A 22,038-nucleotide genomic window follows, 5' to 3' on the forward strand; every position below is an offset into this window, starting at 1 on the left:
CCAAAATCTGCACCCCACCGGCGCACGTCCTGGGGGGCGGAACAACTCGTCGGCGCGCTCCGCCCCCAAAATCTGTCACCTTCCGGTGCAGATTCTGGGGGCGGAGCAACTCGCCGGCGCGGATTCTGGGGGCGGAGTATCAGGCGCTCGCAAATCTTGGGGGCGGAACCCCGCTGGGAAGTCTGCGACCACCTCCTCGTCCGCAATCACCTCCACCCCCAGAAACTGCTCCCCGCAAAAGCACATCCTGGGGGCGGAACCACGAGCCAACGAGCTCCGCCCCCAGGATCTGTCACCTACGGGTGCAGATCTTGGGGGCGGAGCGAAAGGGGTGGTGGCGGGCGGAGCGAAAAGGGGTGGTGGCGGGCGAAGCGAGGCAGGCGAAGCGCAGCGACGCCACACCCGCAACGCGTCAGACGCGCTGCAGGCGGTAGCGCAGCGCGGCGAGCTCGGCCCAGAGTGCCGCGGGAACCTTGCCGTCGAAGGTCTGGTAGAACTCCTCGGTCAGTTGGGTCTCGCGCATCCATGACTCGGTGTTGATCGAGAACAGCTCGTCGAGGTCGGCCTCGGGAACCGAAATGCCCTCGAGGTTCAGGTCGCTCGTGCGCGGCAGACGGCCGACCGCACTCTCGACGGCTCCGACCGAGCCTTCGACGCGGCGGATGATCCAGTCGATCACGCGCGCGTTGTCGCCGAAGCCGGGCCACAGGAAGCGCCCGTCGTCGCCCTTGCGGAACCAGTTGACCTGGAAGATGCGCGGCGCGCGATCGAAGCGCAACTTCTGCCCGACCTTCAGCCAGTGCCCGAAGTAGTCGGCCATGTTGTAGCCGCAGAACGGCAGCATCGCGAACGGGTCACGGCGAAGCTCGCCGACCGTCCCCTCCGCCGCAGCAGTCCGCTCGGACGAGATGTTCGAGCCCATGAACACGCCGTGGGTCCAGTCGGTCGCCTCGACCACGAGCGGCACATTGGTCGCGCGCCGACCGCCGAAGAGGATGGCATCCAGCGGCACGCCCTCGGGCGCATCCCAGTCGGGAGCGATCTGCGGGCACTGCGCGGCGGCCACGGTGAAACGCGAATTCGGGTGAGCGGCGGGGCGCCCCGACGCGGGGGTCCAGGGGTTGCCCTCCCAGTCGGTCAGCTGCGCCGGCGGCGTGTCGGTCAGACCCTCCCACCACACGTCGCCGTCGGGCCGCAGCGCGACGTTCGTGAAGATGGTGTTGCCCCACAGGGTCTCGACGGCCGCGACGTTGGTCGATTCCCCGGTTCCCGGCGCCACGCCGAAGAAGCCTGCCTCGGGGTTGATGGCCCACAGCCGGCCGTCCTCTCCCGGGCGTAGCCACGCGATGTCATCGCCGAGCGTCTCGACGCGCCACCCGGGAATCGTCGGGCGCAGCATCGCGAGGTTCGTCTTGCCGCACGCCGACGGGAACGCCGCAGCGACATGGTACGCCTTGCCCTCGGGCGAGATCACGCGAATAAGCAGCATGTGCTCGGCGAGCCAGCCCTCGTCGCGGCCGATCACCGAGGCGATGCGCAGCGCGAAGCACTTCTTCGCGAGGATCGCATTGCCGCCGTAGCCCGATCCGTAAGACCACACTTCGAGCGTGTCGGGGAAGTGCACGATGTACTTCTCGTCGTTGCACGGCCACGCGACGTCCTCCTGGCCTGGCGCGAGCGGCGCACCGACCGAGTGAACAGTCTTCACCCACGGCGCGCCCTGTGCGATCTCGCCGAGCACGTCGGATCCAACGCGCGTCATGATTCCAATGGATGCCACGGCGTACGCACTGTCGGTGATCTGCACTCCGATGTGCGACAGCGGCCCCCCGACGGCGCCCATCGAGAAAGGCACGACGTACATCGTGCGCCCCTTCATCGATCCGGCGAACAGCGGGGTGATCGTCGCCCGGATGGCGTCTGGCGCCGCCCAATTGTTGGTGGGGCCGGCATCCTCTTCCTTCTCCGACGCGATGAACGTGCGGCCTTCGGTGCGGGCGACGTCGCTGGGGTGCGATCGGGCGAGGTACGACCCGGGTCGCCACTCGGGGTTGAGCTTGATCAGCTTGCCCTCGGCGACCATCTCGCGCAGCAGCGCGTCGTTCTCGGCGCGCGAGCCGTCGATCCAGTGGATGCGGTCGGGCGTGGTGAGCGCCGCGATCTCGTCGACCCACTCCATCAGTTCGGCCATTCCTTCGCCGTAGACCGCGGGCAGTCCACCGAACGTCGATACGGGCGCCGCGGTGGGCTCGGCGGGTCGTGTAGAGATGTCGGCGATCGCCATGGTGCGCTCCTCTGCGTCAGCGTGGGGAAGGTTCTCCTCCAGAATGAGGTAATTCGGATGCCATTTCTTGCCGTAATCCGCGTCAAGAATGGCGAATCTTTCGCTATCCTCAAGGAATGCCCCCCACAGCGATCGAACTGTCGACCCTCGGTCACCGCATTCGCCATCAGCGCACGTCCCACGGATTCACCCTCGACGAGCTGGGCGCGCTCGTCGGTGTCGCCGGCAGTCAGCTGAGTCTGATCGAGAACGGCAAGCGCGAGCCCAAGCTCTCGCTGCTGCAGGCGATCGCCTCGGCGACCGGCGTCGACGTCGCCGAACTGCTGTCGACCGAGCCACCCAACCGGCGAGCGGCGCTCGAGATCGAACTCGAACGGGCACAAAGCAGCCCGGTGTTCCGACAGCTGGGCGCACCCGCCATCAAGGTCACCAAGTCCACCCCTGACGAGACCATCGAGTCGGTGCTCGCTCTGCATCGCGAACTCCAGCGCCGCGAGCGCGAGGCGATCGCGACACCCGAAGAGGCACGGCGCGCAAACACCGACCTTCGCCTGCGCATGAGGGAGCAAGACAATTACCTCGGCGACATCGAGAAGTTGGCCGAGAAGCAGCTCAAGTCAGCCGGACACGCCACTGGAGCACTGACACACCGGACAGTCAGCATCATGGCTCAACAGCTCGGCTTCGAGCTGATCTACGCCAACGACCTCCCCCATTCCGCACGCTCGGTGACCGATCTCGAGAACGGCCGCATCTACCTCCCGCCAGCCTCGATCCCCGGCGGACACGGCCTGCGCTCCATGGCCCTGCAGGCGATGGCCCACCGACTCCTCGGGCACACGCGGCCGACCGACTACGCGGACTTCCTCCAGCAGCGGCTCGAGATCAACTACTACGCCGCATGCTGTTTGATGCCGGAGACAGCATCCGTTGCCTTCCTCTCGCAGGCGAAGAAGGATCGAAACCTCGCGGTCGAAGACTTCCGCGATGCGTTCGGCGTCACGCATGAGGCCGCCGCGATGCGCCTGACGAATCTGTCGACCGTGCACCTCGGCATCCGTCTGCACTTCTTGAGGGTCGACGGATCGGGCGCGATCTCGCGGGTGTACGAGAACGACGGCCTGCCGCTGCCGTCGGATGTGACCGGCGCCGTCGATGGCCAGGTCGCGTGCCGCAAGTTCTCGGCGCGCGCGGCGTTCGCCGAGCAGAACCGCACGACCGAGCACTACCAGTACACCGACACGCCCGCCGGCACCTTCTGGTGCTCGACGCAGACCGGGTCGACCGCCGATGGCGAGTTCTCGATCACCGTGGGCGTGCCCTTCGACGATGCGCGGTGGTTCCGCGGGCGCGAGACACAGAAGCGCGCGACGTCGACCTGCCCCGACGAGTCATGCTGCCGCCGCGCGCCTGCCGAGGTGGCCGCGCGGTGGGCGGGCAAGGCGTGGCCGAGCGCACGCGTGCACATGCAGATGTTCTCGCCGCTGCCGCGCGGGTCGTTCCCCGGTGTCGACGACAACGAGGTGTACGCCTTCCTCGATCGCCACGCGTAGCGCGCGGCGCCCGCCGCCCCGCCCAGCGCCCGGCACGCGTAGCGCGCGGCGCCCGCCGCCCCGCCCAGCGCCCGAAACACAGCGCGTGCGCCGAGACACGGCGGCAGCCACCGTGTTTCGGCGCGCGAACCGTGTCTCAGCTGCCGGCCCCGCCAGCCCCGCCGGCCCCGCCAGCCGCGCCGGCCCCGCCGAATCAGAACGGGTTCGGCGTCAGCGTGTACTTGGTCTGCAGGTACTCGTGGATGCCCTCGGCGCCGCCTTCGCGGCCGAGCCCCGACATCTTCCATCCGCCGAACGGCGCCGCGGCGTTCGACACCACGCCGACATTGAGGCCCATCATGCCGGTCTCGAGCTTGTCGATCATGCGCTGCCCGCGGGCGAGGTTCTCGGTGAAGACGTACGACACCAGGCCGTACTCGGTGTCGTTCGCGAGGCGCACGGCGTCGTCCTCGTCGTCGAACGGGATGATCGCCAGCACCGGCCCGAAGATCTCCTCGCGCAGGATGTCGCTGCCGGGCTTTACGTCGGTGACAACCGTGGGCTCGTAGAACGTTCCCGCACCCTCGACCGCCTTCCCGCCCGTTTGCACGGATGCGCCGCGTTCGACGGCATCGGTGACCAGAGCGGATGCTTTCGCCACCGCGCGATCATCGATCAGCGGTCCGATCTGCACACCGTCTTCCGTTCCGCGACCGATCTTCATACCCTGCACGCGCTCGGTGACGCGGCGGGCGAATTCGTCGGCGACCGAGCGGTGCACGATGAAGCGGTTCGCCGCCGTGCAGGCCTGACCGATGTTGCGGAACTTCGCGAGCATTGCCCCATCGACCGCCTTATCGAGGTCGGCATCGTCGAACACGACGAACGGCGCGTTTCCGCCGAGCTCCATCGAGGTGCGCAGAACGCCCTGCGCCGCCTGTTCGAGGAGCTTCTGCCCGACGGGCGTCGATCCGGTGAACGACAGTTTGCGCAGGCGCGGGTCGCGGATGATCGGCTCTGACACAGCACCCGACGTCGAGGTGGTGATCACGTTCACCACGCCCTTCGGCACTCCCGCATCTTCGAGTAGCTGCGCGAAATACAGGGTGGTGAGCGGGGTGAGTTCGGCCGGCTTGATGACGACCGTGCACCCGGCAGCGAGCGCCGGCGCGATCTTGCGAGTCGCCATCGCGAGCGGGAAGTTCCAGGGCGTAATGAGGAAGCACGGCCCGACGGCGTGCTGCGACACGATCATGCGGCCGGTGCCCTCGGGGTTCGCCCCGTAGCGGCCTTGCACGCGCGTGGTCTCTTCGCTGAACCAGCGCAAGAACTCGCCGCCGTAGGCGACTTCGCCACGCGCCTCGGCGAGGGGCTTGCCCATCTCGACCGTCATGAGAAGGGCGAAGTCTTCCTTGCGCTCCTGCAGAAGATCGAACGCGCGGCGCAGAATCTCCGCACGCTCACGGGCAGGCGTCGCGGCCCACGCGGGGAATGCCTCGACAGCGGCATCCAACGCAGCCTTCCCGTCTTCCGGTGACGCGTCGGCAATCTCCTTGACGACGTTGCCGTTCGACGGGTCGTACACCTTCAGCGTCTTGGCACCGGCGGCCGCCCGCCATTCACCGGCGATGTACAGCCCTTCGGGGACGGAAGCGAGCAGATCGGTCTCACGGTTGTCGGTCACGCCGGACTCCTTCATCGAGCGGATGCCGCGGGGCGACATCGTGCGGGGTGTGATCCTCATCCATCTCACCGCAGCCGCGCGCGGGAGTGCCGAGGGGTTCGGGCCCATTGTGCCGCGCTCCCCCGACGGCGCCGATATACGCGTCGTACAGTGCGATGGCAGGAATGGACACGATGTCGGTTCAGCCGACGGCGACCGACTGGTCAACGAGTGCCCGCGCGAAGAAGTTCGCGAGCTCGTCCGTCGCGTCGAGGGGCAGAACGGCCGCGACATACTGGTCGGGCCGGACGACCACGACCGCGCCGCCGCGCGACACGGAGCGCTCTTCGAAGATGTCGGTGCTGGTCCATGCGCTCGGCGCAGCGGCGTACACCTTCTCCCAATCGGTGAGGGCGAGCGGACCGGTGCGCGGCAGGAAGAGCGACGGCACACGCGTGATGTCCACGTCGGTGTGGGACTGCTGGTAGATCACCTTCACGTCGAATACGGCATCCACGTCCGCGCCGGCAGGCGTATGACGGGCAAGAGGCGAATCGTCGGTCGACATGAATTCTGCCCACGCCGCCAGCGACGAATCCGCACCAGCCTCCGAAGCATCCGCGAACGCATAGATGCGCCAGCGACCGTCCGCGCGCGCGTGGTGCCCGAGGTGGACCGCGTTCCCATCGCACACGCGTACGACCTCGCTGCTCTTGAAGCGCTTGCCCAGGGGGAATCCCGCGGCCAGCTGCTGGTGATCGTCCGGTCCCACGATCATCGACGGCGAGTACTGCGTCATGAAGCCCGAGGGGAATTCTGCGGTCCCCAGGTAGAACGTGGCGAGCTCCTGCGAGTCGGTGATGTCCTCGGGCTTGCGCGCCATCAGCGACGACCACTCTCGGTCGAAGTCGATGAGTTGCTGTGCGACCGGTTGACGCTCCGCGGAGTAGGTCTCGAGCAGGCTCTCGGGCGCGATGCCCGAGAGCACGTGGCCGAGCTTCCAGCCGATGTTGAAGCCGTCCTGCATCGACACGTTCATGCCCTGGCCTGCCTTCGCGCTGTGCGTGTGGCAGGCGTCCCCGGTAAGGAACACCCGGGGCGCGCGCCCGCGATCACCGTCGTCGAACCGGTCGGTCACGCGATGCCCCACCTCGTACACGCTGTGCCACGCGACCTGCTTGACGTCGAGAGTGTAGGGATTCAGGATCTCGTTCGCACGCCGGATGATCTCGTCGATCGGTGTGTGCCGCACCCGATGGTTGTCATCTGCCGCGACCTCGCCCAGGTCGATGTACATGCGGCTGAGGTAGCCACCTTCGCGCGGGATGTGCAGGATGTTTCCCGCGCGCGAGTTGATGGCGCACTTGGTCCGCCAGTCGGGGAAGTCGGTGTTCACCAAGACGTCCATGACGCCCCACGCGTGGGCAGCGTGGTCGCCGACGTGGGTGCGCCCGATGGCCTCACGCACGCCGCTGCGCGCACCGTCGCACCCCACCACGTACTTCGCGCGCACCGTGCGCTCCTCGCCCGATCGCGGGCCAGCGGTGTAGCGCACGCGCACCTCGACCGGATGCGTATCGCTCTCGAGCACGCGCAGGGAGACGAACTCGAGACCGTAGTCCGGCTCGATGCGCCCCGGGCCGAAGCGCGCGGCCTCGGCGAAGTAGTCGAGCACTCGCGCCTGGTTCACGATCAGATGGGGGAACTCGCTGATCTTGAACGCGTAGTCCTCGGTGCGCGCGGTGCGCACGATCTGATCGGGATTGTCCGGGTCGGGGTTCCAGAAGTTCATGTAGGCGATGTTGTACGCCTCTGCAACGATGCGCTCGGCGAACCCGAACGCCTGGAACGTCTCGACACTGCGAGGTTGGATGCCGTCTGCCTGGCCCAGTTCGAGGCGGCCGTCCCGACGTTCGATGATCCGGGTCGACACCGTGGGGAACTGCGACAGTTGCGCCGCGAGGAGCATGCCCGCCGGCCCCGAGCCGACGATGAGCACGTCCATGGCATCGGGCAACTCGGCCGGGCGGTCAATGCCGACCCCTGCCGCCTGCTGCGCGCGGGGTTCGCCCGAAACGTAGCCGTGGTGATGGAACTGCATGCGCGTCTCCGTCAGGCCTTCGCGAGCCCGTAGATCGGGCTCCGTGACTGCTCGGCTTCGTGATCGGGGCCGAGCGGGATGCCGCTGCGGTCACGCAGCAGGAGCGTGGCCACGAGCCCGAGACCGGTCATGCCGGCGAGGTACCACGTGACGGCATCCGTCGAACCGGTCGCTTGCACGAGCGCCTGGGCGATGGTGGGCGCGAACGCGCCACCGAGGATCGCGCCGATCGCGTACGAGATCGATACGCCCGAGAAGCGGATGCTGGCGGGGAACAGCTCCGAGTACAGTGCCGCCTGCGGCCCGTACGTGAACCCGAGGCCGACGGTGAGAACGACGAGGCCAACGGTGAGCAGCGCGATGCTGCCACTGTTCACGAGCGGGAACAGCAAGAACACTCCGGCGAGCTGGAGCACCCAGCCCAGGATGTAGGTCGTGCGGCGCCCGATGCGGTCAGAGATCCAGCCCCCGATCCACGTGAAGACCAGCCACGACACCGCCGAGAGCGTCACGGCGCCGAGCACGTCGGCCGTGGTGAACCCCAGCGGGCCTGCCGGGTCGGTGGCGTAGCGCTGAATGTAGCCGCCGGTGGTCATGTAGCCCACGGCGTTGTTGCCGGCGAAGACCAGCGCCGCGATGATCACGAGCAGCGCATGCTTGCGGAACAACTGCACGATCGGCATCTGCGCCTTCTCTTTGCGCTGCGCAAGCTCGGTGAACACGGGGCTCTCCTCGACGCGACGGCGCACGTAGTAGCCGACGATGATGAGCACGAAGCTCAGCAGGAACGGCACGCGCCACCCCCACTCGAGGAACGCGTCGCCGGGGGCGATGAGCGCCATGAGTCCCATCACACCCGAGGCGAGCAGCAGTCCGAGCGGGACGCCGATCTGGGGCGAGGCCCCGAACATGCCGCGCCGCGACTTCGGCGCGTGCTCGACCGCCATCAAGACGGCGCCGCCCCACTCACCGCCAGCCGAGATCCCCTGAAGGACACGGAGCACGATGAGAAGGATCGGGGCCGCTATGCCGATCGCGGCATACGTCGGCAAGAGGCCGACCATCGTCGTTGCCGCGCCCATGAGAACGAGGGTGAGCATGAGGACGAGGCGCCGGCCGTACTTGTCGCCGAAGTGCCCCGCGAGGAAGGCGCCGAGCGGGCGGAACAAGAAGCTGATGCCGACGGTGATGAACGACAGAATCTGTGCGAACTGCTCGCCCGCGGGGGCGAAGAACAACTGCGCGAAGACGAGGCCGGCCGCGAAGGCGTAGATGAAGAAGTCGTACCACTCGACGGTGGTGCCGACGATCGTCGCGAAGACGACCCGTCGTCGATCGGTGGTGGACGCGATCGTGCCGGTCGGAGTGAATCCGGCCGGTGAGGCTGCAGGGGATGTGCTCATCTTCGTGCTCCCAGTGGTGCGGTGTGACGTCAGTGTCGGGGCGGTCGGCCGAAGCGCTTGCCCTCTGCCGACCGATCATATACGATTTCGGATACGACGCAAGAGCGAGGGAGCTCATGACCATCGACAGCCCATCCCCCAGCACCGCAGACCCGCGATTTGCGGCACTGCCCTGCCGCCCCGGCAAGGTCATCGCGGTGCATCTGGCCTATGCGTCGCGTGCCGACCAGCGCGGGCGGCGGCCGCAGCATCCGTCGTACTTCTTCAAGCCCTCGAGCTCGATTGCCGCCTCCGGCGCAACCGTCGAGCGCCCCGCTGGCACCGAACTCCTCGCCTTCGAAGGCGAGATCGCACTCATCATCGGTCGCGCAGCGCACCGCATCGGGGTCGAGGACGCGTGGAGCCACGTCGGCTGGGTCACCGCATCGAACGACTTCGGGGTGTACGACCTGCGGGCAGCAGACAAGGGCTCGAACGTCCGCTCGAAGGGCCGCGACGGGTTCACTCCGCTCGGTCCGGCGCTCATCGACGCACGCGCCGTGAATCCCGCGGCCCTGCGGGTGCGCACGTGGGTCGATGGGCAGCTCGTACAAGACGACACCACGGGCGACCTGCTGTTCCCGTTCGCCCAGATCGTCGCCGATCTCGCGCAACACGCCACCCTCGAGGTCGGCGATGTGATTCTCACGGGCACGCCCGCGGGGTCATCGGTGGTTGTCCCGGGGCAGAAAGTCGAGGTCGAAGTGGATGCCCCGACCGCGGCAGGCGCGCCCTCGAGCGGCCGACTGCTGAGCGTCGTGACCGACGGCGCGCATACGTTCGACGCATCGCTCGGCGCCCTGCCCGCTGTCGATGATGCCCAGAGGATCGATGCGTGGGGCGACGAGGAGTCCGCCGGCATCCAGAGCACTCCCCGCGATTCCGGCCCGTCGGACGACCTGCGAACCAAACTCGAGGCCGCACCGGTTGCCGGGCTGTCCGCGCAGTTGCGCAAGCGCGGGCTGAACGACGTGAGCATCGACGGCGTCACGCCCCTCACCCCGGGGACTCGGATCATCGGCACGGCACGCACACTGCGATTTGTGCCGGCGCGTGAAGACCTGTTCGCCTCGCACGGGGGCGGATACAACGCACAGAAGCGCCTGTTCGACACCGTGGGCCCGGGTGAGGTCATCGTCATCGAAGCGCGCGGCGAGACCGGCTCGGGCACACTCGGCGACGTCCTTGCTCTGCGTGCCCTCACGCGGGGAGCCGCGGGCGTGGTCACCGACGGCGGCGTCCGCGACAGCGACGCCGTGTCGCAGATCGGGCTGCCGGTGTTTTCGGCCTCACGTCATCCGGCGGTGCTCGGCCGCAAGCACGTGCCGTGGGACACCGACATCACCATCGCGTGCGGCGGGGCGAGCGTCCAGCCCGGAGATGTGATCGTCGGCGATGCCGACGGCGTCATCGTCATCCCGGCATCGATGGTCGAAGACGTCGTCGATGCCGCCCTGGAGCAAGAGGCTGAGGATGCGTGGATCGCCGATCGGGTAAAAGAAGGCCACGGCGTCGACGGGCTCTTTCCGATGAACGCCGAATGGCGCAGCCGCTACCGCGAGGAGACCGGCCAATGACTGACCTGACCCGCGTGCCCGACGAGACGCAGAGCAAGTCGCAGCGCGCGTACCACTGGCTGAAAGAGCGCATCGCGTCGCAGGAATACACCCCGGGCTACCGACTCGTGCTCGGGACGATCGCCGGCGAACTCGACATGAGCGTGGTGCCCGTGCGCGAGGCCGTGCGACAGCTCGAAGCCGAGGGCCTCGTCACCTTCGAGCGCAATGTCGGCGCGCGCGTCTCGATGGTCGACGACTCGCAGTATCGCTTCAGCATGCAAGCGCTGTCGATCCTCGAAGGCACCGCGACCGCACTCGCCGCGCGGCGCATCACGGCAGATGACGTTCGTCGCGCCCGCCAGATCAATGCCCTGATGATCGAGACACTCGATCACTTCGATCCCCGCGCCTTCACCCGCCTCAATCACGAGTTCCACTCGACCCTCTATGCCCCGTGCGCCAACCCGCGCGTGCTCGAACTCGTCGAGGCAGAGTGGGCGCGCCTCGGACACTTGCGCGACTCGACGTTCAGTTTCGTGCCGGGTCGCGCCGCCGAGTCGGTGCGCGAGCACGAAAGCATCCTGCAACTCATCGAGAACTCCGCACCGCTCGGCGAGATCGAGAAGGCCGCCCGCCGACACCGCGCGGCGACGCTCGATGCGTACATGATCCACGAGCACCCCGACGAGACTCTCGGCCTTCCGGCCTTCTGATTCCGGCATCCGCCTCTTCCGAAAGGGACCCCATGTCTGACACCGCCACGCTCACCGGCGAGCGCCACACCCCGGCAGACCTGCCCGACCACATTCAGCACTACATCGACGGTGCGTTCGTCGACTCGATCGACGGGGGCACGTTCGACGTGCTCGACCCCGTCTCGAACGAGACCTATCTGACGGCGGCGTCGGGGACGAAAGCCGATATCGACCGTGCCGTCTCGGCCGCGCGGCGTGCCTTCACCGAGGGACCGTGGCCCCGGATGCTGCCCCGTGAGCGCAGCCGCGTGCTGCACCGCATCGCCGACATCGTCGAGTCGCGCGACGCACGGCTGGCAGAACTCGAATCGTTCGACTCGGGGCTGCCCATCACCCAGGCTCTCGGTCAGGCCCGTCGCGCTGCGGAGAACTTCCGCTTCTTCGCGGATCTGATCGTCGCGCAGGCCGACGACACGTACAAAGTGCCGGGTCGCCAGATCAACTACGTCAATCGAAAGCCGATCGGTGTCGCCGGGCTCATCACGCCGTGGAACACGCCCTTCATGCTCGAGTCGTGGAAGCTTGCCCCTGCCCTCGCAACGGGCAACACGGTGGTACTCAAGCCCGCCGAGTTCACTCCCCTGTCGGCGTCACTGTGGGCCGGCATCTTCGAGGAGGCAGGCCTTCCGCAGGGCGTCTTCAATCTGGTCAACGGGCTCGGCGAATCCGCCGGAGACGCCCTGGTGAAGCATCCGGATGTGCCCTTGATCTCGTTCACGGGCGAGAGCAGCACCGGGCAGCTCATTTTCGGAAATGCGGCCCCGTACCTCAAGGGCCTGTCGATGGAACTCGGCGGCAAGTCCCCCGCCATCGTCTTCGCCGACGCGGATCTGGATGCCGCGATCGACGCCACGATCTTCGGGGTGTTCTCCCTCAATGGCGAGCGCTGCACCGCGGGCAGTCGCATCCTCGTGCAGCGCGAGGTATACGACGAGTTCGTCGAACGCTACGCAGCTCAAGCCGAGCGCGTCGTCGTCGGCTACCCGCACGACCCCGCGACCGAAGTCGGGGCGCTGGTGCACCCCGAGCACTACGACAAGGTGATGAGCTACATCGAGATCGGAAAGTCCGAGGCACGCCTGGTGGCAGGCGGTGATCGACCCGAGGGCTTCGCCACCGGAAACTTCGTGCGGCCGACCGTCTTCGCCGATGTCTCCCCCGATGCCCGCATCTTCCAGGAGGAGATCTTCGGGCCGGTCGTGGCGATCACCCCGTTCGACACCGACGACGAGGCCCTCGCTCTCGCCAACGGTGTCAAGTACGGACTCGCCGCATATGTGTGGACCAACGATCTGAAGCGTGCGCATAACTTCTCGCAGTCGATCGAAGCGGGAATGGTCTGGCTCAATTCGAACAACGTGCGTGACCTGCGCACCCCGTTCGGCGGTGTCAAGGCGTCGGGCCTCGGGCACGAGGGCGGCTACCGCTCGATCGACTTCTACACCGACCAGCAGGCCGTGCACATCACGCTCGGCAAGGTTCACAATCCCACGTTCGGCAAGGCCGATCACGCACAGCCCTGACCCGCACTACGCGCAGGCACCACACTCCCCATACGCACCGTAAGCAAGGACGCTGACATGACCGACCGCAAAGACATGACCCGCACCTCCTCCGGCTACTTCGTGAGCCAGGAAGCACCGATCCGCACCGACAACCCCGTGCCGACCCCGACGAGCCCCGCTCCCGACATCCTGCGCTGCGCGTACATGGAACTCGTTGTCACCGACCTCGCCGCGTCGCGGGAGTTCTATGTCGACGTGCTCGGCCTCTACGTCACCGAAGAGGACGGCGACGCGATCTACCTGCGTTCGACCGAGGAGTTCATCCACCACAACCTGGTGCTGCGCCAGGGAGAGGTCGCCGCCGTCGCCGCGTTCAGCTACCGCGTCCGGTCGGCGGAAGACCTCGACAAGGCCGTCGCCTTCTATTCGGAACTCGGATGCCGCGTCGAACGCCGCACGGGCGGATGGACCAAGGGCATCGGCGACTCGGTGCGGGTCACCGACCCGCTCGGGTTCCCCTACGAGTTCTTCTTCCAGACCGAGCACGTCGAGCGCTTGTCGTGGCGCTACGATCTGCACACGCCCGGCGAGTTGGTGCGCCTGGACCACTTCAACCAGGTCACCCCCGACGTGCCTCGCGCGGTGAAGTTCATGCAGGATCTCGGGTTCCGGGTCACCGAAGACATCCAGGATGACGCCGGCACCGTGTATGCCGCGTGGATGCGCCGCAAGCCCACCGTGCACGACACCGCGATGACCGGTGGCGACGGCCCCCGCATGCACCACGTGGCCTTCGCCACGCACGAGAAGCACAACATTCTGGCGATCTGCGACAAGCTCGGGGCGCTCCGCCGCTCGGACGCGATCGAGCGCGGCCCCGGCCGCCACGGGGTGTCCAACGCGTTCTACCTGTATCTGCGCGACCCCGACGGACACCGCGTTGAGATCTACACGCAGGATTACTACACCGGTGACCCCGACAACCCGGTGGTCACATGGGACGTGCACGACAATCAGCGACGCGACTGGTGGGGCAACCCCGTCGTGCCGAGCTGGTACACCGAGGCCTCGCTCGTGCTCGACCTCGACGGCAACCCGCAGCCGGTGGTGGCGCGCACCGACGACAGCGAGATGGCGGTGACGATCGGCGCCGACGGGTTCAGCTACACCCGCCCGGGCGACGAGCATGCGATGCCCGAGTACAAGCAGGGCGAATACAAGCTCGGCCACCAGTTGTAGCATCCCGAATCACTGAGTCGCGCCTGAGGAGAACCCATGCTGTCGCCCGAGACCATCGAGCAGCTTGCCGCTGAGCTTGCCGAAGCCGACCGCTCGCACGGCGTGATTCCGCGTATCACCGCCCGTCACCCCGAAGCGACCGTCGAGGACTCCTACGCGATCCAGGGCGTGTGGCGCGACCGCATGATCGCTGACGGTCGTCGCCTGGTCGGGCGCAAGATCGGTCTGACCTCCAAGGCGATGCAGCAGGCGACGGGCATCACCGAGCCCGACTACGGGGTGATGTTCGACGACACCGTATACGCCAGCGGGTCGACGATCCCGTTCGACGCCTTCTCGAACGTGCGCATCGAGGTCGAACTCGCCTTCGTGCTGCGCTCGCCCCTCGAGGGCGGCGACTGCACGCTCGAGCGGGCGCTCGACGCGATCGACTACGTCACGCCCGCGCTCGAGGTGCTGAACTCCCACATCGAACTCGCTGGCCGCACGATCGTCGACACGATCGCCGACAACGCCGCCTACGGGGCGATGGTGCTGGGTGACGTGCGTATGAAGCCCGACGAGATCGACCTGCGGTGGGTTCCCGGCGTGCTCTCGCGCAACGGCGAGATCGAAGAGACGGGTGTCGCTGCCGGAGTGCTGGGTCACCCGGCGCGCGGCGTCGCGTGGCTCGCCGACAAGTTCCACCAGCACGGTGCCAGACTCGAGGCGGGCGAGATCATTCTCGCCGGGTCGTTCACGCGGCCCATGTGGGTGCAGCGCGGCGACGAGGTGCTGTGCGACTACCGAGAGATGGGAACCATCGCATGCCGCTTCGATTGACGCCGACCTTCCGCGACGCGCTCTCGCGCGCTGATCGTCCCCTGGCCGGCATGTGGGTGTGCTCGAACTCCCCGCTCGTGGCAGAGATCTGCGCGGGCGCAGGGCTCGATTGGCTTCTCATCGATATGGAACATGCACCTAACGGCCTCGAATCGGTACTCGCGCAACTGCAGGCGGTGGCCGCGTACCCGGTGACCCCGGTGGTGCGCGTGCCCGCGAACGACGCGGTCACCATCAAGCAGGTTCTCGATCTCGGAGCGCAGAACATCCTGGTGCCGATGGTGGAGTCCGAGTCGGATGCCGCGTCCGCCGTGGCAGCGGTGCGATACCCGCCTCGGGGCAGGCGAGGTGTGGGCTCGGCGCTGGGGCGCTCTGCCCGGTGGAACCGCGTCGATGGCTACCTCGTGGATGCGGATGCCCACGTGTCGTTGTTCGTGCAGATCGAATCCGCGGATGCTGTCGCTCACGCGGCGCAGATCGCAGCCGTCGACGGCGTGGACGGCGTGTTCGTGGGGCCGAGCGATCTGTCCGCGTCGATGGGGCTGCTGGGTCAGCAGACGCACCCCGATGTCGTCGGCGCCGTCCGAGCGACCTTCGAGGCGGTGCACGCCAACGGAAAGCCGGTCGGGGTCAACGCGTTCGATCCGGCGGTCGCAGACGAGTATCTCCGCGCGGGCGCGGAATTCATTCTGGTGGGCGCAGACGTTGCCCTGCTTGCGCGCGGTTCAGAAGCACTTGCGGCGCGCTTTGTGGCGGCATCCGACGACGAGACCCCCGGCGAGCGCGCGTCATACTGACGGGCCCGCTCCCCCGCCCCGCCTCAGGCGCAGACGTCGGTGACGAGACTCACGTTGTAGTCCGCGACGCGCTGCGGGATGCCCGCGAAGGCCTCCGCGCGCGCTGCCGAGGCCATGTAGGTCTCTTCGAGCGCGATGAACGCATCGGCGTCACCTTCGGCCGACACAGCCCACACGAACTCGTTCGTCTCGGGCAACCCGTACGCGAAGTCGATGGCGAACCCTGCGGCCGGGCGCACTTTCGGCATCCATTCGTTCCACCACGCGACGAACGCGTCGTATTCTCCCTCGACCAGCGTGTATCGGCGCAGCTGCACGGTTCTCATGCACCCATCATGCCCGTCCGTCGGGCAGAGCCGGGCGACATATAATTGCCCTGTCCGGCGCATCTGCCGCCGGTGCTCGAAAAATGGGCACGCAGCCGCGCACGGTGGCGCGAGCGAGACACATACGGCCTTCACATCCGTTTCATCTCGCAGGAGCTGTCATGCCTACCGTCTCTGCGCACGTCGCGCTCACCCTCGCCCGCCACATCGATCACGTCTTCGGCGTGATGGGGAACGGCAACGCCTACTTTCTCGACGCGCTCGAACGCGCGACCGACGTGCACTTCACCGCGGTGCGCCACGAAGCGGGCGGTGTCGTGGCCGCCGACGCGTTCCACCGCGCATCGGGCCAGCTGGCCGCCGCGACCTCAACATACGGCGCCGGTTTCACCAACACGCTCACCGCGCTCGCCGAAGCCGTGCAGGCCCACGTTCCGCTCATCCTCGTCGTCGGCGACGAACCGACGTCGGGCCCGCGCCCGTGGGACGTCGACCAGATCGCCATGGCTTCGGCGGTGGGCGCTCGCACGTACACGGTCGGTCGCACGGATGCCGCGGCCACCACGGTGATTGCGATCGAGCACGCGCTCACGTACCGCGTACCCACGGTGTTGGCGATTCCGTATGACGTCGCTTCCCTTGACGCCGGCGACGTCCCCGCCGCCCCCGATCCGGTGCTGCCCGCGCCGCTGATCGCCCGCGGCCCGTTCGCCGAAGCTTCCCTTCGCGAGGTGGCATCGGCTCTCGCTACGGCGAGCCGCCCCTTCCTGCTGGCCGGGCGCGGAGCGTGGATCGCCGGGGCCGGTGACGCGCTCGGCGACGTCGCCGACCTCACCGGTGCCGTCACCGCGTCGACCGCTCTTGCGCGCGGCATCTTTCCGCGCGGCGAATACGACCTGGGCGTCACCGGAGGCTTCGGCGCCGAGGGCGCGATGGACCTCGTGCGCGAGGCCGATGTCGCGGTGGTGTTCGGCGCGTCGCTGAACCAATTCACGATGCGATTCGGCGACCTGTTCGCGCCGGGAACGCGCGTGTTCCAGATCGACGTGGCACCGACGGCGACGCACCCGCACGTCGCCGGATTCGTTCGAGCGGATGCCGCCACAGCCGCGGCCGAAATTGTCACCGAGCTGAGTGAAATGGGCGCAGAACCCAGCGGCTGGCGAGAGAGCATCGACATCGCGGCGCTGCGGCAGTATCCGGCGGGCGACGCGCTCGCCGCCGACGGCAGGCTCGACCCGAGATCGGTCGCGGCGCGCATTGGCGAACTGCTGCCGGCCGACCGCGTCGTCGTCTCGGACGGCGGGCACTTCATCGGGTGGGCGAACATGTATTGGCCGGTCGCGTCCCCGGATCGCATGATGATGGTCGGCACGGCGTTCCAGTCGATCGGGCTCGGGTGGCCGTCGGTCGCGGGCGCTGCTCTCGCCCAACCGGATGCCACGGTGGTGCTCACCACGGGCGACGGCGGCGGGCTCATGGCCCTGTCGGATCTTGAGACGGCCGTGCGCACGGCTGCCGGTCGCGGTCTGGCCGTCGTATGGAACGACGCCGCGTACGGCGCCGAGGTGAACCTGTACGGGCTCAAGGGGCTTGCGAAGGCGCCGATGATGATCCCCCAAGTGGACTTCGCGGCACTGGCGACCGGCGTGGGTGCCGAGGGCGTGGTGGTTCGCGACCTGTCGGATCTCGATCGCCTGGAGTCGTGGGCCGCCGAGGATGCGGCATCCCGATCCTTCCTCGTGCTCGACTGCCGCATCTCGGGAGACGTGATCGCTCCGTACCAACAGGAGATCATTCGCGTGAACTCGTGAGCGCAAGTGTCAACCTGTTGACATTCGCGGTGTCAACAGGTTGACTACTTGGTGTGAATGAACGCCTCACCGTCACTCTCCACCACTTGGTGTCCGAACTCGACGCGTACGCCGACGATTATTTACAACGCCATCACGGCGTCAGCTTCAACACGTTTCAGGTGCTCGCCGTCGTCGCCGACGTCGAACCGGTCGACATCACGCACTTGGCTCGCTGCCTGGGCGTCACCAAGGCGGCGGTGAGCAAGCGCGTGCCGGCGCTCGTCGAGGGCGGGTGGCTCACGACGAGCGCCGATCCCACGCACAAGCGCCGCGTCATGGTCTCGCTCACGCCGCGCGCCGCTGACCTCGTTCAGGTGGCGGGTGGCGAACTCGAAGCCGAGTTCACGGCGTTGTTCACCGACTCACGCCTGTCCGCGACCGGTATCGAAGCGACAGCCCTCAACACCCACCTGCATCTGCTCACCACGATTCTGCTCGAGAAAGGCTCCTCCTCGTGACTCGCATCCTCGTCGTGATCGGCACCCCGATCGCCGATTCACTGACCCACTCGCTCGCGCAGTCGTATGCCACGGCGGCGCGCGAGGCCGGCGCACAGGTCGACGTGATCGATCTGGCGACCGATCCGATCCCCGCCCACCCCACGTCGCGCAACGAGCTACGGGCACCGCGCACCGACGACGACCGCCCGCTCGATCCCGACGTCGCCGACTATGTGGCACGTGTGGCCAACGCCGATCACCTCGCGCTGTTCTTTCCGCAGTGGTGGGGCACGTACCCCGCCGCACTCAAGGCGTTCGTCGACCGCGTCTTCCTGTCGGGATTCGCGTTCCGGTATCGCCCCACCGGGAAGCTGTGGGACCCGTTGCTGACTGGCCGCACCGCGCGCATCGTGATGACGATGGACTCGCCACGCCTGTGGAACGCGCTGCGCTACCGCCATGCCGCCGAAATCAGCCTCAAGAACGCGATCCTCTCCTACTGCGGCATCCGCACGGCCGGCATCACTCGCCTCGCCGAGGTACGTCATGTCTCCGCGGCGACACGCGAGCGCTGGGTGGACAGTATGGGGGGCCTCGCACGGCGCGACGCAGCGGCATCCCGGAGCACTCGCGAACGCGAGCGAGCGGTCAGCCCCGCGGCGTGATGCGTGACGCGCACGCCACGGCCGTGCCACGCTAGAGCGATGAAGACCTGGATCGTCCGCTTCGCGACCTTGTACGTGTTCAACGTCGTCGTCCTGCTCGTCATCGGCTTGCTCACGCCCGCGAGCGTGGGGTGGGCGGTCTTCTGGGCCGCCGCGCTGATGGCGCTGCTCGAGCTGTTCGTGAAGCCGCTCGTACTGAAGATGTTCCGCTCGTCCGCATCGAAGGGCGTGCACCGCCGGACGCGCGCCGGCGAGGCGATCGTGCAGGGCCTTCTCGTGCTGGCCGTTGCGGCGATCGTGTGGGTGCTCACCCTGCTGCTGAGCGGCGTGAGCGCGGGTGGCAGTTGGTTTTGGGCGTGGGTACTCCCGCCCATCCTGATCACGATCGGCTGGGCGATCTACGCCAAGGTCAGCGGCTCTCTCGAGCAGCGCGCCGGCGAACTCTACGACCGCGCGGGTGGTGGCCCCGCGGTGCGACCCGCGAGTGAAACGGCAACGAACACCGTGGCGAACACGGCGGCGGAGTCCGCCGAGAAGGCCGCGGCCCGCAAGGAACTGCGCGACGGCCTCACGCCCGAGCAGCGCAAGATGTTCGACGACCTCGACAAGAGCTGAACCCGGGCGGCGTACGAGCGGCTGTTCTCAACACCTGAAGTGCGCAGATCGCGCGGCACTGAGGTAGGACGGGCAGTGCTCGCAGATGTTCGCGTAGCTGCATGCGCCTTGCGCTGGGGTGCGGAGGCAGAATCCGCCAGCCATCCGGGACTTCAGCAGCGGGGTGTCTTTCCAGTCGCGTCCGCCGGTGATGATGGTGAGCGGCAGCTGGGTGCGCCCGCCTGTGTCTCCCGCAGCGACGACAGGGGTGTTCTGTTTCGCAAGGTCGAGGGCGCGTTCGTATTCGGTACGGACGGTGTGGTCGAACAGACGCCCGTAGCGGAGGCTCATCTCCGTGTTCGCGAAGAAGGCCGCGGCTTTTTTCAAGAACGCGTTCTCCTCTGCCAGCCGCCGCACGTCGGCCTCCAATGCCGCGATGCGCGCCGCTTCGACTGGCAACGGCGCGGTCGAAGGATCGGGGTGCTGTTGGCGGTACGTCTTCACCCAATAGCCCAGCGAGCTCTCATTGATCTCGAGCTCGCGAGCGACCTGCGCGATCGGCCGATTCCGACCACCACGAGCTGGACCGCGTCAGCTTTGAACTCCGGAGTGAACTTCCTGCGATTCGTAGACATCGACTCCCGTCGACCCTTCCTGGTAACGACTGTCTACGAAAAGTGTCACACCCCACACCCCTCGCGCACTCCTGAGAAGATGCCGTGACGCGAGCCGGTCGATGCCAGTCACGGTCGCTCTGCACTTGACGAACTACACAGGGGCACCCCCTAAGCCTCGATCCACCGATGGGGAGGCGTGCTGAGTTGGCGTCGTGACAGTGAAATGCCTCTCTGACCGGGAAGAATAGAGCTTGTCTAAGGTCCTATTCACCGAGTCGGAGAGGCATCTCGTAGATGCAATTCAAGCACGCTCCTGCCGCTGTGTCTGCGGTGTTTGATGACCCGAATCCTGTGTCGGCTGCGGGGTTGGTGCCGATACTCCGCCTTGCGCAGCATTCCGGGCTGGCAGGGCTTGCTCAAGATCGGTTGACCGTCGCGACGGACAAGGGCGCGAATGCTGGGGCGAAGGTGATGGCGCTGGTCGCGGGGATGCTCGGGGGGCGGACTCGATCGACGACATGAACGTGCTGCGTCATGGCGGGATGGGCCGGTTGTTCGACCGGACGTATGCGCCGTCGACGCTGGGATCGTTCCTGCGTGAGTTCCGGTTCGGTCACGCCCGTCAACTCGACGCCGTCGCCTCCCGGACGCTGGTGAATCTCGCCTCTTCCGCGCCGCTGCTGCAGGCCCGAGGCGGTGAGCGGGTGATGGTGGATCTGGACGACACGATCATCGAGGTCCACGGATACAAGAAGCAGGGCGCGTCGTTCGGGTACTCCGGCGTGCGTGGCCTGAACGCGCTGATCGCGACGGCGTCGACATCGATCTCGGCGCCGGTGATTCTCGCCCAGCGGTTGCGGCAGGGAAAGACCGGTTCCCCGAAGGGTGCCACGAGGATCGTCGCCGACACCCTCGCAACCCTCCGCCGCACGAACTCCGGAAGCACCCTCCGCCCGTTGCTGCGAGCGGACTCCGCGTTCTACGGCCACGCCACCATCGGCACGGCGATCAAGGCCGGCGCGGACGTGTCCGTCACCGTTCGGATGGACCCCGCAGTGAAGGCAGCAATCGCGACGATTCCCGAGGATGCGTGGGAGACGATCGAGTACACCGACGCGATCCGCGACGAGGCCCCGGGCCGGTGGATCTCGAAGGCAGAGGTCGCCGAAGTGCCCTTCACCGCGTTCCGGTCGCGGAAGTTCGCCGAACGCGTCGAAGGACGTTTGGTGGTGCGGCGGATCCCGGACCTGAACCCGAACAAGGTGGAGCAGCCGACCCTGTTCGACGTGTTCCGGCATCGCGCGTTCTTCACCACCACCGACAAGCAGTCGATGGGCACCGTCGTCGCGGACAAGACCCACCGCGGTCACGCGATCATCGAGCAAGTCCACGCCGACCTCAAAGCCGGCCCGCTCGCTCACCTACCATCCGGGGTGTTCACCGCGAACAGTGCCTGGCTCGTCCTCGCCGTGATCGCGTTCAACCTCACCCGGAGCGCCGGGCTGATCGCCGACCGAGCCGGACGACTCGCCAGAGCGACGACCGCGACGATCCGCCGCACCCTCGTCACAGTGCCCGCCCGCCTCGCCCGGTCCGCACGTCGGATCACGATGCACTTGCCGGAGGCTTGGCCCTGGCAGGCCGCGTTCGACCGTCTCTTCACAGCAACGCATGCACCACCGCAGGCCGTGACCACCTGACCACCGCCGCAACAACGGCACGACCGAGAACCCCGTGGACGACCGGGATGCGACGCCCGGGACTCACCCCTGCCCGCGGTCCATCACGTCACATCGATCACGCCAGCGTCACCCGCCGAAGACTCATCGGTGGATCGAGGC

At 67.4% G+C, this 22,038-nt stretch carries 16 protein-coding genes and 2 pseudogenes; 12 read left to right on the forward strand and 6 right to left on the reverse strand.

Annotated features, from left to right (window positions below):
- Positions 1 to 412 precede the first annotated feature (412 nt).
- Complete coding sequence (locus ON062_RS12070; RefSeq protein ID WP_274647384.1) at positions 413 to 2,284, reverse strand: phosphoenolpyruvate carboxykinase (GTP); 1,872 nt, start codon at positions 2,282 to 2,284, stop codon at positions 413 to 415.
- Positions 2,285 to 2,400: 116 nt separating this feature from the next.
- Here ON062_RS12070 and ON062_RS12075 point away from each other — a divergent pair, with 116 nt between their 5' ends.
- Positions 2,401 to 3,837 (forward strand): XRE family transcriptional regulator, encoded by a 1,437-nt coding sequence (locus tag ON062_RS12075; RefSeq protein WP_274647385.1) that lies wholly within the window; start codon positions 2,401 to 2,403, stop codon positions 3,835 to 3,837.
- 193 nt (positions 3,838 to 4,030) lie between these two features.
- Here ON062_RS12075 and ON062_RS12080 read toward each other — a convergent pair whose 3' ends face one another.
- The 3 genes from ON062_RS12080 to ON062_RS12090 all read right to left on the reverse strand — a co-directional run bounded on the left by ON062_RS12080 (position 4,031) and on the right by ON062_RS12090 (position 8,983).
- Positions 4,031 to 5,515: an NAD-dependent succinate-semialdehyde dehydrogenase gene (locus tag ON062_RS12080; protein ID WP_274647428.1), complete on the reverse strand. Its 1,485-nt coding sequence runs from the start codon at positions 5,513 to 5,515 to the stop codon at positions 4,031 to 4,033.
- A 166-nt stretch (positions 5,516 to 5,681) separates the two neighbouring features.
- Positions 5,682 to 7,580 carry an FAD-binding monooxygenase gene (locus ON062_RS12085; RefSeq protein ID WP_274647386.1) on the reverse strand — a complete coding sequence of 633 codons (1,899 nt, stop codon included), beginning with the start codon at positions 7,578 to 7,580 and terminating at the stop codon, positions 5,682 to 5,684.
- Positions 7,581 to 7,591: 11 nt separating this feature from the next.
- Positions 7,592 to 8,983, reverse strand: a complete 1,392-nt coding sequence (locus ON062_RS12090) for an MFS transporter (protein WP_274647387.1) — start codon at positions 8,981 to 8,983, stop codon at positions 7,592 to 7,594.
- Positions 8,984 to 9,099: 116 nt separating this feature from the next.
- On the opposite strand from ON062_RS12090, the gene ON062_RS12095 reads away from it, so the two are divergent.
- The 6 genes from ON062_RS12095 to ON062_RS12120 are packed head-to-tail and all read left to right on the forward strand — an operon-like array spanning position 9,100 to position 15,699.
- Positions 9,100 to 10,599 (forward strand): fumarylacetoacetate hydrolase family protein, encoded by a 1,500-nt coding sequence (locus ON062_RS12095; RefSeq protein WP_274647388.1) that lies wholly within the window; start codon positions 9,100 to 9,102, stop codon positions 10,597 to 10,599.
- Complete coding sequence (locus tag ON062_RS12100; RefSeq protein ID WP_274647389.1) at positions 10,596 to 11,294, forward strand: GntR family transcriptional regulator; 699 nt, start codon at positions 10,596 to 10,598, stop codon at positions 11,292 to 11,294. Before ON062_RS12095 ends, ON062_RS12100 begins: the two co-directional genes overlap by 4 nt.
- Positions 11,295 to 11,326: 32 nt before the next feature.
- Entirely contained in the window at positions 11,327 to 12,859 is a 1,533-nt protein-coding gene (gene hpaE, locus ON062_RS12105; protein WP_274647390.1) for a 5-carboxymethyl-2-hydroxymuconate semialdehyde dehydrogenase, read from the forward strand.
- Positions 12,860 to 12,916: 57 nt separating this feature from the next.
- Positions 12,917 to 14,080: a 3,4-dihydroxyphenylacetate 2,3-dioxygenase gene (gene hpaD / locus ON062_RS12110; RefSeq protein WP_274647391.1), complete on the forward strand. Its 1,164-nt coding sequence runs from the start codon at positions 12,917 to 12,919 to the stop codon at positions 14,078 to 14,080.
- A gap of 36 nt (positions 14,081 to 14,116) precedes the next feature.
- Complete coding sequence (locus ON062_RS12115; RefSeq protein WP_274647392.1) at positions 14,117 to 14,902, forward strand: fumarylacetoacetate hydrolase family protein; 786 nt, start codon at positions 14,117 to 14,119, stop codon at positions 14,900 to 14,902.
- Positions 14,887 to 15,699: an HpcH/HpaI aldolase/citrate lyase family protein gene (locus ON062_RS12120; RefSeq protein WP_274647393.1), complete on the forward strand. Its 813-nt coding sequence runs from the start codon at positions 14,887 to 14,889 to the stop codon at positions 15,697 to 15,699. The genes ON062_RS12115 and ON062_RS12120 overlap by 16 nt, the downstream gene beginning before the upstream one ends.
- 23 nt (positions 15,700 to 15,722) lie before the next feature.
- Here the strand turns inward: ON062_RS12120 and ON062_RS12125 are convergent, their stop codons facing one another.
- Entirely contained in the window at positions 15,723 to 16,025 is a 303-nt protein-coding gene (locus ON062_RS12125; protein ID WP_274647394.1) for a hypothetical protein, read from the reverse strand.
- Positions 16,026 to 16,186: 161 nt separating this feature from the next.
- On the opposite strand from ON062_RS12125, the gene ON062_RS12130 reads away from it, so the two are divergent.
- Genes ON062_RS12130 through ON062_RS12145 form a run of 4 tightly spaced genes read left to right on the forward strand, consistent with a single transcriptional unit; the run spans position 16,187 to position 19,601 of the window.
- Positions 16,187 to 17,839, forward strand: a complete 1,653-nt coding sequence (locus ON062_RS12130) for a thiamine pyrophosphate-binding protein (RefSeq protein WP_274647395.1) — start codon at positions 16,187 to 16,189, stop codon at positions 17,837 to 17,839.
- Positions 17,840 to 17,892: 53 nt separating this feature from the next.
- Entirely contained in the window at positions 17,893 to 18,339 is a 447-nt protein-coding gene (locus ON062_RS12135; protein ID WP_274647396.1) for a MarR family winged helix-turn-helix transcriptional regulator, read from the forward strand.
- A complete protein-coding gene (locus tag ON062_RS12140; protein ID WP_274647397.1) occupies positions 18,336 to 18,986 on the forward strand; it encodes an NAD(P)H-dependent oxidoreductase in 651 nt (216 codons plus the stop codon). The genes ON062_RS12135 and ON062_RS12140 overlap by 4 nt, the downstream gene beginning before the upstream one ends.
- A gap of 39 nt (positions 18,987 to 19,025) precedes the next feature.
- Positions 19,026 to 19,601: a hypothetical protein gene (locus ON062_RS12145; RefSeq protein WP_274647398.1), complete on the forward strand. Its 576-nt coding sequence runs from the start codon at positions 19,026 to 19,028 to the stop codon at positions 19,599 to 19,601.
- Between the two features lie 354 nt (positions 19,602 to 19,955).
- On the opposite strand, the pseudogene ON062_RS12150 reads toward ON062_RS12145, so the two are convergent.
- Positions 19,956 to 20,215 (reverse strand): annotated as a pseudogene (locus ON062_RS12150) (transposase); the annotation flags it as partial.
- 276 nt (positions 20,216 to 20,491) lie between these two features.
- Between ON062_RS12150 and ON062_RS12155 the strand changes: the two are divergent.
- Positions 20,492 to 21,897 (forward strand): annotated as a pseudogene (locus ON062_RS12155) (IS1380 family transposase).
- Positions 21,898 to 22,038 lie beyond the last annotated feature (141 nt).

This window comes from Microbacterium sp. C7(2022) (genome assembly GCF_028823665.1).
GTDB lineage: Bacteria > Actinomycetota > Actinomycetes > Actinomycetales > Microbacteriaceae > Microbacterium.